Here is a 15,584-nt window from a genome sequence, read left to right as displayed (position 1 = left end):
GCGCGCCTTCGGTGTTGGGTTGGGTCAGCGCCGGGCGCGGCCAAGGGACGGCACGCTGGATGGCGGGGCGGTCGATTCCCGCACCACCACCTCGAACTCCAGCAGCCGGCGCGGCATGGGGTGGGTCCACGGCTGGCGCCGCACCGCCCGGTCGATCAGCAGGTCCGCCGCCGCCGCCGCCATGCGGCTGATGGGCTGGCGGATGGTGGTCAGCTGCGGCCAGATGATGCGCGCCACCGGCGTGTCGTCAAAGCCCGCAACCGACAGGTCGGCCGGCACCGACAGGCCCAGGCGCTGCGCCACCGCGACGGAGGCCGCCGCCATGTCGTCATTGCTGGCGAAGATGGCGGTGGGGCGGTCGGCCAGGGTCAGCAGCTGTTCCGCGCAAGCCATGCCGATGCGGTAGGAGAAGTGGCCTGGGCGCACCAGCTCCGGATCCAGGGGGATGCGGTGTTCCGCCAGCTCATCCCGGAAGCCGCGGTAGCGCTGTTCGGTGGCGCCGTGGTCGGGATGGCCCAGCAGAAAGCCGATGCGGCGGTGGCCCAGGCTGATGAGATAGGCCGTCATCTGGCGGGAGGCCGCGTAGTCGTCCATGTAGACGAAGGGCGCCGTCTCGCGGTCCGTGTCCGGCGCTATGCGCACCAGCGGAATGCGCGAGGTGCGCAGGGCCTCCAGCACGCCGGCATGGTCGACCAGCGGCGGCGTCAGGATGACACCCTCCAGCCGCAGCTGGGAAATGAGGTTCAGGACCTGGTCGCCCACGGTGGGATCGGTGCTGTCCCAGGGCTCCACCAGCAGATGGAAGCCGCCCTCGCGGCAACGGGCCACGGCACCGGCCTGCACATCGCTCATATAATGGGCGCTGGGGTTGTCATAAAACAGGCCGATGAGGAAGGAGCGGTCGCCGGCCAAGCCCCGGGCGTTCAGGTTGGGGCGGTAGTCCAGGCGGGCGATGGCGTCCATGACCCGGGCGTGCGTCTCGTGGGAAACGCCGGCCTCGCGGTTGATGACCCGCGATACGGTCTTGATGGACACCTTGGCCAGGTCCGCGACCTCCCGAATGGTGATCGACCGCTTCTCTGGCTGGGCCAATGGGGTCTCCCAAATCAGGGGCGGAATCAGGCGACGTGACGCGTTGTCATCGTGGCGCCGAACAGCGATGGCGACAGGGGGATAAAGGGATGGGCGGTGCGGGGGCACCGCCCATCAAGGCGCAGGATTCGGGGAGAGAGTATCCTGCCAAGAAGGGGAAAACACCGGGGCGCGGAAGGGGAGAGCCCCCCGCGCCCCGGGGGTCGAACAACGCGAACGAACCGGATCAGAAGCTGGCGTGGGCCCGCACACCCCAGGTCTGGGGCGGCTGGTACACGGCCGTCCACACCGGGGTCGCCGGGCCGCCGAAGGCACCGGCATTGGACTTGATGTTGGCGTTTTCCACGTTCTGGACGAAGCCTTCCAAGGACCACTTGCCGCTGGGGGCGTCGTAACGGACGGCCAGGTCGGTGCGGGTATAGGCCTTCTGCTCGTCGTACGTGCCGGCGTTGAAGAAGGACAGGTAGCTGCGGGTCTCAAAATGGGTGGAGACGCGCGGGGTCAGGGTGCCGCCGTTGGGCAGGTCGAACACGTGCTCGTACCCGACGGTGCCCGACAGGGCCGGGGCGTGAGGCAGCTCGTTGCCCTTCAGCTCGACCAGGTGGGAAACGTCGCCGCCGCTGTACAGGCGGGCGTCGATGCTCTGCAGTTCTTCCATCTCGGTGTGCTGGGCGGACAGCGACAGGTTGATCGTGTCCCGCGGCGTGACCTTGGCGGCCAGTTCGGCCTCCAGGCCGTAGGCCTTGGCGCCCTGGGCGTTCTGGGTCACGATCTGCGAGCCGATGACATGGCCGGCGGCGTCACGGGTGGTGACCGCCTGGTTCACCTGATAGCCCGTGAAGTCTTCATAATAGGCCGCCACGTTGAAGGTGGCGCGGCCGCCGAACAGCGTCGTCTTGGCGCCGACTTCATAGTTGGTCAGCGTCTCGGGACCGGCCAGCTTGCCGCCGTCCTCGATGTTGCCCGACTTGAAGCCCGTGCCGACGCTGGCATAGGTCATCAGCACGTCCTTGATGATGTCGGCGTCGGCGCGGACCAACCAAGTGGCCTTGCTCCACTGGCCATAGACGTCGTTGGGCGACGCCGTGTAGCCGGGGATCGAGTAGGGGTCGCGGCCGAAGATGCCCTGGGTGCAGCCGTTGCAGGTGACGTTGCGGCCGCCGATGTCTTCCTTGTCGTCGCGGGTGTAGCGCAGGCCGCCCGTCAGGCGGATGTCGTCGGTGACGTGCCAGGTCGCCTGGCCGAAGCCGGCGGCCGACTCGATCTCACGATCGGACTGGATGAAGCTGCCGGCCCAGCTGAAGGTGCCCAGGCGGTAGCCGTTGGCCTGGTCGATGTCGAAGCGGATCTTGTTGGTTTCGTGCGAGTAGTACGCACCCAGGATCCAGTCGATGGTGTGCACGCCCGACGACTTCAGCTGCAGTTCGTGGCTGAAGAAGTCGTAGCTGGACCAGACGGTGCTGTTCTGCTCGAACGCGCCGGACGGCGTGGTGGCGCTGGTCGGCGGCAGCACGCCGCTGTCGGCGTCCACCTGGTTGTTGCCGCCCAGCCAGGACGCGCCGGCGATGTAGGACAGCTGCAGGTAGTCGTTGATATCGTAGTCCATCTTGCTGTGGACGGACTTCGCGGTGCGGTCCTGGAACGGCGCGGTGTCGGCCTGCACCGACCACAGGTTCGTGCCCGGACGTGGGGTCTGCATCAGCGGCTCGACCGGGGTGCCGGTGTCTTCATACCACTCGAAGTTCAGGTCCCAGCTGAAGCGGTCCGTCGGGCGCCAGGCGCCGCTGACGCGGAACGACTTCTGGTCGCCGGCGTAGTACTTCGGACCGCTGGTCACATAGGCGGCCGGGTTCACGCCCGGGACGTTCGGCGCCGGCTGGTAATCGACGTAGCCGTCGTGCTTGTCCGTCACGAAGGCGACGCGGAAAGCCAGCTTGTCGGAGACGGGCAGGTTGAACATGCCGCGCGTGCCGAAGCGACCGTAGGAGCCGGCGACGACCTCGGCGTTGCCGTATTCCTTGTCGAAGGTCGGCTTGGCGGAGATCAGGCTGACGGCGCCGACGGTGGCGTTGCGGCCGAACAGGGTGCCCTGCGGGCCCCGCAGCACTTCCACGCGTTCCATGTCATACATCAGCACCGAGGCGCCCTGGGCGCGCGGCGAGTAGATGCCGTCGACGTACATGGCGACCTCGGGGTCGGCCACTTCGGTGTAGGCGCTGTCGTTGCCGATGCCGCGCAGGGTCAGGGTGATGGCGTTCTGGTCGCCCTGCTGGCCGAACTGCAGGCTGGGCACGAACTTGGACAGATCGGTGATGTCTTTGACCTGCTGCTTGTCCAGGCTTTCCTGGCTGAACGCCGACACGGCGATCGGGGTTTCCTGCAGCTTGGTCTCACGCTTGGTCGCGGTAACGACGATTTCGGCAATGGTGTCGGAGGGACCGGCCGGGGCCGTCGCGGTCTGCGCGTACGCGCCGCCGGACAGGGCAATCACAGCCGCTGCTTGCAGATAGAGTCCGAGTCTCGCCTTCATCTCGCTTCCTCCCTTTTATTCTAGCCTGATTACTCTAGGCGGATATTCGACGGTCACCGCCCACATCCAATGGATGCGGCGCCGTTGTGGGTTGCATGTTTAGCGGGGCCGACAATGCTGTCAACAAAATTATGACAACGTTGTCGCACAGCGCTGTCATATGGCGGCAACCGTGGTATTCTGGCCTCATGTGCAGGACGACGCCTGCGGCAGCGCAACAAATCGGCCGGCAACCCCTGGGTGATGAGCCGGCGGGCGCCGCCGCGAAAAGCGGCGCCCCCGCCCTAATGGTTTGAGAAACATAAGAACCGCCGCCGTTCCGCCAAGAGGACAGGCGGCCTTGAGGGAGGAAGTGATGACCGCAGCGGAAGGCGCCCGGCGCCGTATCCTGATCGTGGGCGGGGGCACCGCCGGCTGGCTGACCGCCGCCTATCTGGCCAAGACCTTGGGCGCCAATCTGTCCGGCGGGACAGAAATCACCCTGATCGAATCGAGCGACATCGGCATCATCGGCGTGGGCGAGGGCACCTTCCCCACCATTCGTTCCACCCTGGCCGCCATCGGCATTGATGAGGCGCGCTTCCTGCGGGAAAGCACCGCCACCTTCAAGCAAGGCGTCCATTTCGTGGACTGGGCGGAAACGCCGGCGCCCGGCGCGTCGCCGACCCAGGCCCTGGGCGCCGTGGCCGGCCACACCCACTATTTCCATCCGTTCAACTTCCCCCATATCGGTAACGGACCGGGGGGCAACGGGCCGGAATTGCTGCCCTACTGGCTGCTGGGCGGGGCCGGTGACCTGCCCTTCGCCGAGGCGGTGACCCTGCAGAAGGCGGTGGCGGACGCCTCGCGCGGGCCCAAGCGGCCCGTCGACCCGCCCTATGCGGCGCCACTGAACTACGCCTATCACTTCGACGCCAACCGCCTGGCCGTGCTGCTGCGCACCGTGGCCACCGAGTTGGGCGTGCGCCACCGGGTGGGCACCGTCACCGACGTGGCGCTGGACGGCAGCGGGGCGGTGGCGCGGGTGGAAACGCGCGAGCATGGCAGCCTGAGCGCCGACCTCTACATCGACTGCAGCGGCTTCCGGGCGGAGATCATCGGGCGGGCGCTGAAGGTGCCCTTCAAATCCTATCAGGACGTGCTGTTCAACGACCGGGCGGTGGCGCTGCAGGTGCCCTATGACCGGCCGGACGCGCCCATTCCTTCCTACACCGTGGCCACGGCGCATGAGGCGGGGTGGACCTGGGACATCGGCCTGAACGACCGCCGGGGCACCGGCTATGTCTATTCCAGCCGCCACACCGACGATACCCGGGCGGAACAGGTGCTGCGCCGTTACCTGGGCCCGGCGGCCGAGGGGCGCGACGTCCGCCTGCTGAAGTTCGACTCGGGCTGCCGGACGGCCCAGTGGGTGGGCAACTGTGTGGCCGTGGGCCTGTCCGGCGGCTTTTTCGAGCCGCTGGAATCGACCGGCATCATGCTGATCGAGGTGGCGGCCCACATGATCGCCCAATACTTTCCCTGGGGCGAAACGGGCCTGGACAGCGCCGGGACGGCCGCGTCCATGGCCGCCACCGCCCGCACCTACAACGCGCTGATGGGCAAGCGGTATGAGCGCATCGTCGATTTCCTGAAGCTGCACTACTGCATCACACGGCGTACCGACAGTGCCTATTGGCGGGACAACGCCGACCCGGCCACCATACCGGAGAGCCTGCGCGACCGCCTGGCCGTCTGGGCCCACCGGCCGCCCGGGCGCTTCGACTTCGTGGCCGACCACGAGACCTTCCTGCCGGCCAGCTACCAATACGTCCTGTACGGCATGGGCTTCAAAACCGACCTGGAGCCGGCGCGCGCCCTGCACCGCCGCATGGATGAGGCGCGGCACGAGTTCCGCGGCCTGCGCACGGTGGCCCCCCAGGCCGTATCCAGCCTGCCCACCCATCGCGAGCTGGTGGAGGAGGTCTATAGCACCGGCTTCCGCCCGCCCCAGGCCGCGCCAGGACGGAGGTAAAGCCCGCGGTATGGGACGCAGTCTCGTGCCGTTGTGGGACGCGACTGGGGCCGCCGGAGCACTGCAGGGCGCGGCGGAGAAGCCTATCCGCCGGATGGCGGCGCCCGGCGATTGAGGGACGGCATTTGGGCGGCGCGCTCAAATGCCGTTGGAAACAATTCACGCCTTGCCGGGCGGGCGGGCCGTGGACTGGCGCAGCAGGATGGTGTGGGCCAGCACCTGGTGCGGCACGGGCTTGGGCCAGTCCACCTTACCGCGCTGGGACAGCAGGCCGATCAGGATGTCGGCCGCCGTTTCCGCCATTTCCCGCACCGGCTGGCGCACCGTGGTCAACGGCGGCCACATCATCTCGGCCAGCGGCGTATCGTCGAAACCCACCACCGACAGGTTGGCCGGCAGGCTGAAGCCGCGGTTGTGCGCCTCCGCCACCACGGCGGCCGCCATTTCGTCGTTGCTGGCGAAGATGGCGGTGGGGCGGTGCGGCTGGTCCAGCAGGCGGCGGGCGCAGGCCACGGCGGAGGCGTAGGTGAACTCCCCCTGCTCCACCAGCACCGGGTCCACCGTGACGCCGGCGTCGGTCAGCGCCTCGCAATAGCCGGTGTAGCGCAGGATGGTGGCGGTGTGGTTGGCCTTGCCCTTGATGAAGCCGATGCGCCGGTGGCCCAGGGCCAACAGGTGCTGGGTCAGGGTGTAGGCCGCCTGCCGTTCATCGATGCGGACGGAGGGGGAGGTTTCCGATTCCTGCTGCGGCGTCACGCGGACGTAAGGCACGCCCGCCTCCTCCAAAATCCGCAGCACGATGGGGTTGTCGGTCACAGGGGCCGTCAGCACCACGCCGTCCAGGCGCATCTGGTTCACGATGGCGCTGGCCCGCTGTTCCACGTTGGGGCTGCGATAATCGATTTCCTCGATCATCAGGTGGTAGCCGTGGGCGCGGCAGCGGTTCAGCAGACCCACCTGGATTTCCAGGGTGTAAGGGCCGCCGGCGTCGCCGTAGAGGTGGCCGATGAGGTTGGAGCGTTCGCTGGCCAGGCTGCGGGCCATCATGTTGGGCTGATAGCCCAGCTCGGCCACCGCCTTCTCGATGCGCTCCTGCATGTCGGGGCTGACATAGCGTTCCTTGTTGATGACCCGCGACACCGTCTTGATGGACGCCCCCGCCAGGCGCGCCACATCGATGATCGTCGGCTTGCGGTCAGGCCCCGCCATATGTCCACTCCCATCCCTATATCGGTGCCGCTTCCCCATCCCTGGGGCCGGCGCGGGCTCACAATCGCCCAAAGCGCCGGGCTGCGGCAATCCTGCATCGATGGCGCAAAAAAGCGCGCCCGTCCATCATTTGACCGCCACCGCCCGAAAGGCATGCTGGCGTCACCGCCACCGGATGTTGTTTCCTGGGGTTGGCCTGGGGCGGAAGCGGGAGGACGGCACCGCTGTCATTTCCGCCGCCGCCACCCTGGCCCCAAGAGAAGAATTCCCCGGGGGGAAGATGGCATACGGACAGGCGCCCGTCGCCTTGAAGACCAAGCTGGGCTACGCCATCGGCGACTTGGGCCTGAACCTGCACTGGCAGGCGATGACCCTGTTCCTGGCCTATTTCCAGACGGATGTGCAGGGCGTGCCCCCGGTGTGGGTGGGCGTGGGTTTCCTGGTGGCCGCCATCGCCGACGGCCTGGCCAACCCCCTGATGGGCGTGTGGGCCGACCGCACCAGCACGCGATTGGGCCGCTACCGCCCCTTCATCCTGTGGGGCGGCGTGCCGCTGGGCGCCGTCATGGCGGCCTGCTTCACCGCGCCGGGCCTGGGCCAGGGCGGTCTGATCGCCTACGCCATCCTGAGCCACATGGCCTGGCGCGGCGTCTACACCATCGTTTCCATCCCTTACGCCTCGCTGTCCGCCCGCATCACCCAGGACGCGGAGGAACGGTCCAGCCTGACCGGCTATCGCATGACCTGCGCCTTCATCGGCGGCATCACCGTGTCCTTCCTGCTGCCGGCCCTGGCCACACGCATCGACCGGATGGCGACGGGGGGACATGGCGGCGCCTATGGGGGGTTGGGCTACAGCATCAGCGGCCTGGTGGTGGGCACCCTGTCCGTCGCCTTGTTCTGGCTGTGCGCCAGCGTGATGAAGGAAGAGCCGTACCCGGCCCTGACGCCCGCCTCACGCGCCACGCTTGACAGCGATGTCACCGGCTTCCTGCGGACGCTGGGCCGCTCCGGCCCGCTGATGCGCCTGCTGGTGTCCATCGGCCTCATCCAGGTGGCGGGCGCCCTTCAGTTCCGCAACCTGGTCTATTTCTTCAAGTACGACGTGGGCGACATGGACCTGGCCGCCTACGCCATGCCCGCCTTCTCCGCCGCCAGCGCCGTGAGCGTGCCTTTCTGGGTATGGCTGTCCCGCCGCACCAGCAAAAAGGTGTCGTGGCAGATGGGAACCGGCCTGGCGGCGTTGTCCTCCCTGGCCTTCCTGATGGCGCCCAGCGACCAGCCCGCCCTGGCGGTGGCGGCCATCGCCGCCCTGTTCGTGGGCTGTACCGTCCACGCGGTGGGCTTCTGGGCCATGCTGCCCGACCTGGTCGATTACAACGAATGGCGCTTCGGCCGGCGGGACGAGGCCAAGATATTCGGCGTGGCCTCGCTGGCGCAGAAGGTGGCGCTGGGCCTGGCCGGCGCCCTGCTGGGGTGGCTGCTGTCCGCCATCGGCTTCGTACCCAACGCCACCCAGTCAGCGGAAACCTTGAGCGGCCTGCGCCTGCTGATGTCCCTGCTGCCCTGCGGCCTGTTCGCCGGCACCCTGGCGCTGATGGCGGGTTACCCGCTGGACGGCGCCCTGCACCGGCGCATCGTGGAGGAACTGGGCCAGCGAGCGGCGGGCGACGTTCCACCCCAGCCCCCCATGCCTGCCTCCCCCCTGCCTGCCTCCCCCTTGCCGGCCAACCATCCGGGTGCCGGCGGCTCAGCCCTTGGGCGGCCGGGGGTCGAACACCAGGCACGTGGTGGTGCCGTGGGCTAGCAGCCGGCCGTCGGCGTCGATCAGGCGGCCTTCGGAGGTGGCGGTGCGGCCGCCGGCATGGATGATGCGGCCCTCGGCCCGTACCGGGCCGGTGGCCGAGGTCACCGCGCGGATGTAATTGATCTTCAGTTCCAGCGTGGTATAGGCCCGCCCGTTGGTCAGCGTGGTCTGCACGGCGCAGGCCATGCAACTGTCCAGCAGGGTGGCGATCCACCCGCCATGGACCGAGCCGATGGGGTTGTAATAGGCGTGGGCGGGCGTGCCGGTGAAGACGGCGTAGCCGTGCTCGGCATGGCTGAGCGTGAAGCCCAGTGTGTGGGAGATGGGCGGCGGCGGCAGGTCGCCCGCCATCATGGCGCGCAGGAAATCCAGCCCGTCCATGCGGGCCAGCGCCGCCATGCGTTCCGCCCCGCCCACCTGCTTGTCGGCGTCACCCAGGGCAACCATCGTTGATCCTCTTGATCGTATCCGTGTCACCGCCATCTTGCCCCTGTGACTTTCATTATGCAATCCGCATAACCGAAGGGCACATTGACATGGCGCAAGGATGGGGCGCCCATTCAGGGACAAGGTGCCTGGCAAGGAACCGCAACGGTTCACCAGCGCATATGACTGGCGCGCACATCACGGGGAGGCCTGAGACGCCATGGCCGGCAAGTCCAAGAAGCATGCGAATCAGAACACGCAGCACACGAATGGCGCCGCCCAGCGCGGCGAGGCGGGCGAGCCCACACCGGAAGAGATGGCGGACATCAGCCCGGCCCCGCCGCTGGACGGCGAGATCCTGCGCAACGCCAAGGAACATAAGCGCATCGAGGACCGCTGGAACATCCTGGGCCCGGGCAAGCCGGGCCGACCAGCCAAACACTACAAGTATATCGATGAGCTGGCGCGCCTGCAGTTCGAGCTGTTGAAGCTGCAGGAATGGGTGCGCATCCAGGGCCTGAAGGTGGTAGTGCTGTTCGAGGGCCGCGACGCCGCCGGCAAGGGCGGCGTGATCAAGCGCATCACCGAAAGCCTGAACCCCCGCATCTGCCGCGTGGTGGCCCTGGGCACGCCGACGGAACGGGAAAAGGGCCAGTGGTACTTCCAGCGCTATGTCCAGCACCTGCCGGGCCCCGGCGAGATGATCCTGTTCGACCGCAGCTGGTACAACCGCGCCGGTGTCGAGAAGGTCATGGGCTTCTGCACCGAGGATGAGTACCAGGAGTTCCTGCGCGCCTGCCCCCTGTTCGAGGAGATGCTGGTGAAATCCGGCGTCATCCTGATCAAGTACTGGTTCTCGGTCAGCGATGAGGAGCAGGAGAAGCGCTTCACGGAGCGCATGCACAACCCCATGAAGCGCTGGAAGCTGTCGCCCATGGACCTGGAGTCGCGCGGCCGCTGGGTGGAGTATTCCAAGGCCAAGGACGTGATGCTGGCCCACACCGACCATGCCCACGCGCCCTGGTACATCGTGGACGCCGACAACAAGAAGAAGGCGCGCCTGAACTGCATCGCCCACCTGCTGCACCAGATCCCCTACAAGGATTTGAGCCCGGTGGAATTGCCCCTGCCCCCGCGCCAGCCGGACAACGGCTACAAGCGCCCGAAGAAGTCCACCCAGCACTGGGTGGACGAGGGGTATTGATGGGGGGCAGGCTTGGCGACGGTCTGCCGCCCAGCTTGATCGCGCAAGGCCGATTGATGTTCCGTCGCTTTCCTATAAGATGAATTGGTCGATTCGACTGGTCGAAAGAGAAGGTCATGCGCGAGGTTCAATCGTCGGAAGCGAAAACCCACCTGCCCCAAATCCTGGATGAGGTGGAGCGGGGGGAGACCATTATCATCACCCGGCACGGCCGCCCCATCGCGCGGCTCATTCCTGAAGCGGAAAGCCGGCAGGAGGAGATCGACCGGGCCATCGAGGGCATCCGCGACCTTCAGCAGAAGACCGGCCCGATTTCCCTGGACGACTTGCTGTCGGCCCGTCACGAAGGGCACAAATATTAATGCCCTTCGTGATCGACGCCTCGGTCGCCGCCTGTTGGGCCTTCAGGGATGAGGATCATCCCGTCGCCACGCGCGCGCTTGAGCGAATTCGCACGGATCGCGCGCACGCCCCCAGCCTCTGGTGGTTTGAAGTCCGCAATACCTTGATCATCAGCGAACGCCGGCGGCGGCTTACTCCGGAGGATACGGCGGCCTTCCTGTATCGGCTCGCCAAACTGGGCGTGATGGTGGACCGTTCCCCGGATGAAACCGCCGTGCTGACCCTCGCGCGCCAGCACCGGCTGACCGTCTATGACGCAGCCTACCTGGAACTGGCGCAACGGCAGGCTCTGCCTTTGGCCACCCTTGACCACGCCCTTACCGAGGCCGCCCGCGCCGTTGGCCTGGACCTGATTTCCTGAGCCGTAGCCACTGCCTGGCATTGTCCAGGATCAGTCCGCATACCCCGGCATCTGGCGGCCCAGGCGGCGCAGCAGGGCCGGCCAGACCAGCAGGTTGGCCGCCTGGGACACACCCATGCGGCTGATCTGGATGTTGCGCTCGATGGCCTCATGCGGGGCGGGATAGAGCGGCCGGCCCATGGTCAGGGTGCGCACCTGCATGGTGCAGGACCGTTCCAGGAAATACATGCGGGTGAAGGCCTCCGCCACCGTGCGGCCCACGGTCAGGGTGCCGTGATTGCGCAGCAGCATGGTGTTCTTGGCGCCCAGGTCGCGCTGCAGGCGCGGGCGTTCGTCATGCTCGAACGCCACGCCCTCGTAATCGTGATAGGCCAGGTCGTCGATCACCAGCTGCGCCGTCTGGTTCAGGGGGAGCAGCCCTTCCTCCAGGGTCGAGACCGCCGTGCCGTCGGCGGTATGCAGGTGAAGCACACAGCCCGCATCCTCGCGCACCTGATGCACGGCGGAGTGGATGGTGAAGCCCGCCGGGTTCACGGGGAAGCCGGTGTCCAGCACCACCTTGCCGTCCATGTCCACCTTCACCAGGCTGCTGGCGGTGATTTCCTCGAACAGCATGCCGTAGGGGTTGATCAGGAAATGATGCTCCGGCCCCGGCACGCGGGCGGAGATGTGGGTGAACACCAAATCGTCCCAACCGAACAGGGCCACCAGGCGATAGGCCGCCGCCAGATCGACGCGCAGCCGCCATTCCTCGACCGAGACGCGGTCGCGTAACGGCGGCTGGTCGGCGGGAGCCAGCGTGGGCGCGGTGTCGAACATGGAATCCTCCCGGTGTTTTTATGATGCGGATACCCTACGCCCGGATGGCTTTCAAGAATGTCGCGGATTTGACAATTACCCCCGTTGTCCCCAGACCGCACTTGCGCTAGCCATGGCAGGCCACAACCTGGGTTTGAAGCCATGCGTCGCCTGTGGGCCCTCACCGCCGTTCTGCTGCCCCTGTCCGTCGCGAGCGTGGGAAAGGCGACGGACGGCCCCAGCTTCGACTGCGCCAAGGCGGCAAGCCCCATCGAGCAGCGCATCTGCGCCGACCCGGACCTGGCGGCGCGGGACCGGCAGATGGCCGACGCCTACAAGCGTCTGCTGAATATCAGCGGCCCCTGGCATGACCGCCTGGTCCTGAATCAGCGGATGTGGCTGAAGGCGCTGCAGCTGTCCTGTGGGCTCGGGGACATGGACCCAGCGGTCATGTCCGCCTGCGTGGGAACGGCTCACCAGAACAGGCTGGAGACCCTCACCCAGTGGATGGAGGGTCTTCGGGGCGGCCAGGACGCCGCCAAGATCGATGAAGATCTGGCCGCCCAGGATGACAAAATCATCAACGCCGCGTTCTCCGAGATGGCGGAGTCGCCGGCCACCGCGACGGCCATCCTGCGGGCCTATCACACGCCGTCGGCCAAGATCGGCTTGGCGACGGCCCTACGGCTAACGTCACGAAACCCCGCCGTCCATGCCGCCGAGGTGCGCCGGCTGTTGCGGGAGGTCGTGGTCGATTTCGGGAAGGATGCCTTCCCCTATCTGCGCGAAGACGCGGAAAAGGACCAAGGCGACGCCAAAAGCCTTATCCCCTTCCTGCATGTGGCGGGAAACGACATCAACCTCTCCTGCAGGCTGTTGTATCAGCACCCGGAATTGATGCGAGCCTTGTCCCCTGAAATCTACACGGCTGAAGCCCGCTACACGCCGATAGCAACGTGCGAGGAGAGCGACTTCCCCAGCACCAGCATCGCCAAATTCCAGGAATTGGTTGGCGCCCATGATGGCGGGGGCTTCAGCATGCCGTGCGGCGGTTCAGAAGGCACCCGGCTCGACGCCCTGATGACAGCGTTCAATTCCCGGGCAATGACCGCCGCCCCTCAGTACCTTGCCCTCAACGTGTCTGCTGGCGGCGGCGAGGTGGACGACGGCCGGGCGTGGCAGCCCCCTCCGGTGCCACTTGAGGCATGGTCCTACCTCAGCGCCTGGAACCGGACGAAATTCCAGGTGATACGAGCCCAGTTCCAGACGGCCACGCGGGAGGTGGCGGCCTACTACCAGCGGCATTTTAATATGCCGGCCGAACAGGCGCGACGCTATGCCTACATCAATTTAAGCGCTGGATACGGCTGGGCCTACGTCAGCGCTCCAGACATCAATGTGGCCATCATGGATGCCAATGCCCAGCCGTCCTTGGCCGACCTGCTGGCGAAAGGCGAGCCCGTGGAGGTGCCGGCGGAGCAGAAGGGCGAACCGCTACTATCCCTTGCCGTCGCACGGCCGGCGGCCATCGCCCCCCTGCTAGCGGCGCACGCCCCAGTGAATGCCGTGAACCCCATGGGCAAGACGCCGCTGATGACGGCGGCGCAGTTCAACAGCCTGGAGGCTCTGAGCACCTTCATCCAGGCGGGAGCCGAGGTGAACACTCAGTCCCTGGCACCGGACAAGATCGCCGACAACTACGAGTGTGCCGCCTATCACATCACCCACGGCCAACGCACCGCCCTGATGTACGCGGCGGCCAATGCCGGGTTGCCGGTCATCCAGGCCCTGCTGGCGGCCGGTGCCGACACCAGGCCACGCGACAGCCAGGGCGCCACGGCGCTGGATTACCTGGAGGGGCGCGGGCCCGTGCCCGCCAACCCGGTGCTGACCGCGGAGGAGCGGGAGACGGCCCGCCGACTGCTGACCCCACCGGCGCATTGACCCATGGACAAGCGGGACGCCGCAGCGGTTTTGGAAACCCGGGGTTGGCTGGCGGAGCAGCCGGCGGACCTGCGCGCCGAGATCCTGGCGCGGGGGCGGCTGCGGGCCTATGCCGACGGCCAGGCGGTGTATCGCGGCGGCGACGCGCCGGATGGGCTGTATGCCCTGGTCGCGGGCCGCATGCGCCTGGCCACGGTGCAGGAGGACGGGCGGGAGGTGGTCATCCTGCATGCAGGGCCCGGCCATTGGTTCGGCGAGGTGTCCATGGTCGATGGCCTGCCCCGGGGGCAGACGGCGGTGGCGCGGGGGGACAGCCTGGTGTTGCATCTGCCGGCCCAGGCCTTCGCCCGGATCGTGGAAGCCGATCCCCGCCGCTGGGCCAATTTCGCCGGCATCCTCAGCCGTCATCTGCGCCAGGCCACGCACTACTTGGGCGAGGTGCTGGCCCTGCCCACGCCCCAGCGCACCGCCCGCCTGCTGGCCCTGCTGTGCCGGCTGGAGGAGGCGCCGCCAGGGGACACGGGAAGCGCGCCCATGCTTCTGCCGTTGTCGCAGGAGGATCTGGCCGGCATGCTGGGTCTCAGCCGCCAGACGGCAAACCGCGCCCTGGGCCGGCTGGAACGGGCCGGCCTGGTGCGCCGGGGCTATGGCGGCATCGAGGTGCGCGATGCCGGCGCGTTGGAGCGTTTTATCGATTAGGGATGGGCCGACTGGGGGCGGGAACCGGATATGGAAGTGGCGTGGCTGGAGGATTTCCTGGCGGTGGTGGCGCACGGCGGCTTTTCCCGCGCGGCGGAGAACCGCAACATCACCCAGCCGGCGTTGAGCCGCCGCATCCGCTCGCTGGAGGACTGGGTGGGCACGCCCCTGTTCCACCGTACCACCCACACGGTGGAGCTGACCGCCGCCGGCGAGTCCTTCCAGGTGACGGCGGAGGAAACGTTGCGCCGCCTGGCCAGCGGCCGGGATGAGGCGCGGGAGGTGGCGCAGGGCCATGCCGAGCTGCTGCGCTTCGCCGCCACCAACGCCCTGTCGCTGACCTTCTTCCCCGCCTGGCTGCGCCGGGTGGAGGCGACGCTGCCCTTCAACATCAATGTCCAGATGGTGGCCAACCATATGGAGATCTGCGAACGCATGATGATCCAGGGCCAGTCGCAGTTCCTGCTGTGCCACCATTATCCGGCGGCCAGCACCCTGCTGGCACCCGCGCAGTTCCGCTCCGTTCATATCGGCGACGACATGCTGGTGCCGGTCAGCGCGCCGGACGGGAACGGGCGGCCGCTGCATACCCTGCCGGGCAGGGCCGACGCGCCCGTGGCCTATGTCGCCTACCGCCCCGAATCCGGCATGGGGCGCATCGTGGCGGCGGCGCTGGAAACGGCCCTGCCCCCCACGCATCTGAAGCCCACCTTCACCTCGCACCTGGCCAAGCTGCTGGTGACCATGGCGCTGGACGGGCGCGGCCTGGGCTGGTCCCCCCAGAGCCTGGTGGCGGAACATCTGGAGCGGGGCGAGCTGGTGCGCGCCGGCGACGCCGGCTGGGACATCCCCATGGAAATCCACCTCTACCGGTCGCGCGCGCGACAATCCGCCGTGGCGGAAAAGTTCTGGTCGCACGTGGCCGGGGGTGCCCCGACGGCATGAGATACAGGCTCATGCCGTTGTAGGCCGCGACTGCGGCCGCCGCAGGTTTCTGGGGGGCGAAGCAGACTGGAAACCGAGGAAGCCAAGCGGCCGGATGGCCGCGCCCGGCGCTTGAGGGGACTTGCATAAGCTTATTACAAGACGGCATTGGGC

Annotated in this window: 13 protein-coding genes; 8 read left to right on the top strand and 5 right to left on the bottom strand. The window is 67.4% G+C overall.

From position 1 onward, the window contains the following. Positions 1-24: 24 nt before the first annotated feature. Both FBZ89_RS14835 and FBZ89_RS14830 read right to left on the bottom strand, forming a co-directional pair. Complete coding sequence (locus FBZ89_RS14835) at positions 25-1,092, bottom strand: LacI family DNA-binding transcriptional regulator (RefSeq protein ID WP_145750746.1); 1,068 nt, start codon at positions 1,090-1,092, stop codon at positions 25-27. 226 nt (positions 1,093-1,318) lie between these two features. Next, positions 1,319-3,622 carry a TonB-dependent receptor gene (locus FBZ89_RS14830; protein WP_246172226.1) on the bottom strand — a complete coding sequence of 768 codons (2,304 nt, stop codon included), beginning with the start codon at positions 3,620-3,622 and terminating at the stop codon, positions 1,319-1,321. A gap of 355 nt (positions 3,623-3,977) precedes the next feature. Here FBZ89_RS14830 and FBZ89_RS14825 point away from each other — a divergent pair, with 355 nt between their 5' ends. Next, positions 3,978-5,636, top strand: coding sequence for a tryptophan halogenase family protein (locus FBZ89_RS14825; protein WP_145750745.1), 1,659 nt, complete (start codon positions 3,978-3,980; stop codon positions 5,634-5,636). 159 nt (positions 5,637-5,795) lie between these two features. Here the strand turns inward: FBZ89_RS14825 and FBZ89_RS14820 are convergent, their stop codons facing one another. Further along, on the bottom strand, positions 5,796-6,845 hold the full coding sequence (locus tag FBZ89_RS14820; RefSeq protein WP_004274201.1) for a LacI family DNA-binding transcriptional regulator: 1,050 nt from the start codon (positions 6,843-6,845) through the stop codon (positions 5,796-5,798). Positions 6,846-7,125: 280 nt separating this feature from the next. Here FBZ89_RS14820 and FBZ89_RS14815 point away from each other — a divergent pair, with 280 nt between their 5' ends. Beyond that, positions 7,126-8,652, top strand: a complete 1,527-nt coding sequence (locus tag FBZ89_RS14815; RefSeq protein ID WP_186457374.1) for an MFS transporter — start codon at positions 7,126-7,128, stop codon at positions 8,650-8,652. Here FBZ89_RS14815 and FBZ89_RS14810 read toward each other — a convergent pair. Beyond that, positions 8,596-9,099, bottom strand: a complete 504-nt coding sequence (locus FBZ89_RS14810) for a PaaI family thioesterase (protein WP_246172224.1) — start codon at positions 9,097-9,099, stop codon at positions 8,596-8,598. The genes FBZ89_RS14815 and FBZ89_RS14810 overlap by 57 nt on opposite strands. A gap of 199 nt (positions 9,100-9,298) precedes the next feature. Here FBZ89_RS14810 and ppk2 point away from each other — a divergent pair, with 199 nt between their 5' ends. The 3 genes from ppk2 to FBZ89_RS14795 all read left to right on the top strand — a co-directional run bounded on the left by ppk2 (position 9,299) and on the right by FBZ89_RS14795 (position 11,045). Continuing rightward, complete coding sequence (gene ppk2 / locus FBZ89_RS14805) at positions 9,299-10,282, top strand: polyphosphate kinase 2 (protein WP_246172222.1); 984 nt, start codon at positions 9,299-9,301, stop codon at positions 10,280-10,282. Between the two features lie 116 nt (positions 10,283-10,398). Continuing rightward, entirely contained in the window at positions 10,399-10,644 is a 246-nt protein-coding gene (locus FBZ89_RS14800; protein ID WP_145750742.1) for a type II toxin-antitoxin system Phd/YefM family antitoxin, read from the top strand. Further along, positions 10,644-11,045: a type II toxin-antitoxin system VapC family toxin gene (locus FBZ89_RS14795; RefSeq protein WP_145750741.1), complete on the top strand. Its 402-nt coding sequence runs from the start codon at positions 10,644-10,646 to the stop codon at positions 11,043-11,045. Before FBZ89_RS14800 ends, FBZ89_RS14795 begins: the two co-directional genes overlap by 1 nt. 30 nt (positions 11,046-11,075) lie before the next feature. On the opposite strand, the gene FBZ89_RS14790 is transcribed toward FBZ89_RS14795, so the two are convergent. Continuing rightward, a complete protein-coding gene (locus FBZ89_RS14790) occupies positions 11,076-11,864 on the bottom strand; it encodes a class II aldolase/adducin family protein (protein ID WP_246172220.1) in 789 nt (262 codons plus the stop codon). Positions 11,865-12,005: 141 nt separating this feature from the next. On the opposite strand from FBZ89_RS14790, the gene FBZ89_RS14785 reads away from it, so the two are divergent. From FBZ89_RS14785 to FBZ89_RS14775, 3 genes are read left to right on the top strand one after another with little or no spacing between them, the layout of a single operon-like run. Then, entirely contained in the window at positions 12,006-13,787 is a 1,782-nt protein-coding gene (locus tag FBZ89_RS14785; RefSeq protein WP_145750740.1) for an ankyrin repeat domain-containing protein, read from the top strand. A gap of 3 nt (positions 13,788-13,790) precedes the next feature. Next, positions 13,791-14,486: a Crp/Fnr family transcriptional regulator gene (locus FBZ89_RS14780; RefSeq protein WP_145750739.1), complete on the top strand. Its 696-nt coding sequence runs from the start codon at positions 13,791-13,793 to the stop codon at positions 14,484-14,486. A gap of 30 nt (positions 14,487-14,516) precedes the next feature. Beyond that, on the top strand, positions 14,517-15,431 hold the full coding sequence (locus FBZ89_RS14775; protein WP_145750738.1) for a LysR family transcriptional regulator: 915 nt from the start codon (positions 14,517-14,519) through the stop codon (positions 15,429-15,431). Positions 15,432-15,584 lie beyond the last annotated feature (153 nt).

This window comes from Nitrospirillum amazonense (assembly GCF_007828045.1).
Classification (GTDB): Bacteria; Pseudomonadota; Alphaproteobacteria; order Azospirillales; family Azospirillaceae; genus Nitrospirillum; species Nitrospirillum amazonense_C.
The sequence above is the reverse complement of the archived record's forward strand: the minus strand, read 5'-3'. Positions and strand labels throughout refer to the sequence as shown.

Bases quoted from the DNA above. Each gene is read 5' to 3' on its own strand.
- FBZ89_RS14830 (WP_246172226.1), bottom strand. From the start codon at position 3,622: ATGAAGGCGAGACTCGGACTCTATCTGCAAGCAGCGGCTGTGATTGCC.
- FBZ89_RS14825 (WP_145750745.1), top strand. From the start codon at position 3,978: ATGACCGCAGCGGAAGGCGCCCGGCGCCGTATCCTGATCGTGGGCGGG.
- FBZ89_RS14820 (WP_004274201.1), bottom strand. From the start codon at position 6,845: ATGGCGGGGCCTGACCGCAAGCCGACGATCATCGATGTGGCGCGCCTG.
- FBZ89_RS14815 (WP_186457374.1), top strand. From the start codon at position 7,126: ATGGCATACGGACAGGCGCCCGTCGCCTTGAAGACCAAGCTGGGCTAC.
- FBZ89_RS14810 (WP_246172224.1), bottom strand. From the start codon at position 9,099: ATGGTTGCCCTGGGTGACGCCGACAAGCAGGTGGGCGGGGCGGAACGC.
- ppk2 (WP_246172222.1), top strand. From the start codon at position 9,299: ATGGCCGGCAAGTCCAAGAAGCATGCGAATCAGAACACGCAGCACACG.
- FBZ89_RS14800 (WP_145750742.1), top strand. From the start codon at position 10,399: ATGCGCGAGGTTCAATCGTCGGAAGCGAAAACCCACCTGCCCCAAATC.
- FBZ89_RS14795 (WP_145750741.1), top strand. From the start codon at position 10,644: ATGCCCTTCGTGATCGACGCCTCGGTCGCCGCCTGTTGGGCCTTCAGG.
- FBZ89_RS14790 (WP_246172220.1), bottom strand. From the start codon at position 11,864: ATGTTCGACACCGCGCCCACGCTGGCTCCCGCCGACCAGCCGCCGTTA.
- FBZ89_RS14785 (WP_145750740.1), top strand. From the start codon at position 12,006: ATGCGTCGCCTGTGGGCCCTCACCGCCGTTCTGCTGCCCCTGTCCGTC.
- FBZ89_RS14780 (WP_145750739.1), top strand. From the start codon at position 13,791: ATGGACAAGCGGGACGCCGCAGCGGTTTTGGAAACCCGGGGTTGGCTG.
- FBZ89_RS14775 (WP_145750738.1), top strand. From the start codon at position 14,517: ATGGAAGTGGCGTGGCTGGAGGATTTCCTGGCGGTGGTGGCGCACGGC.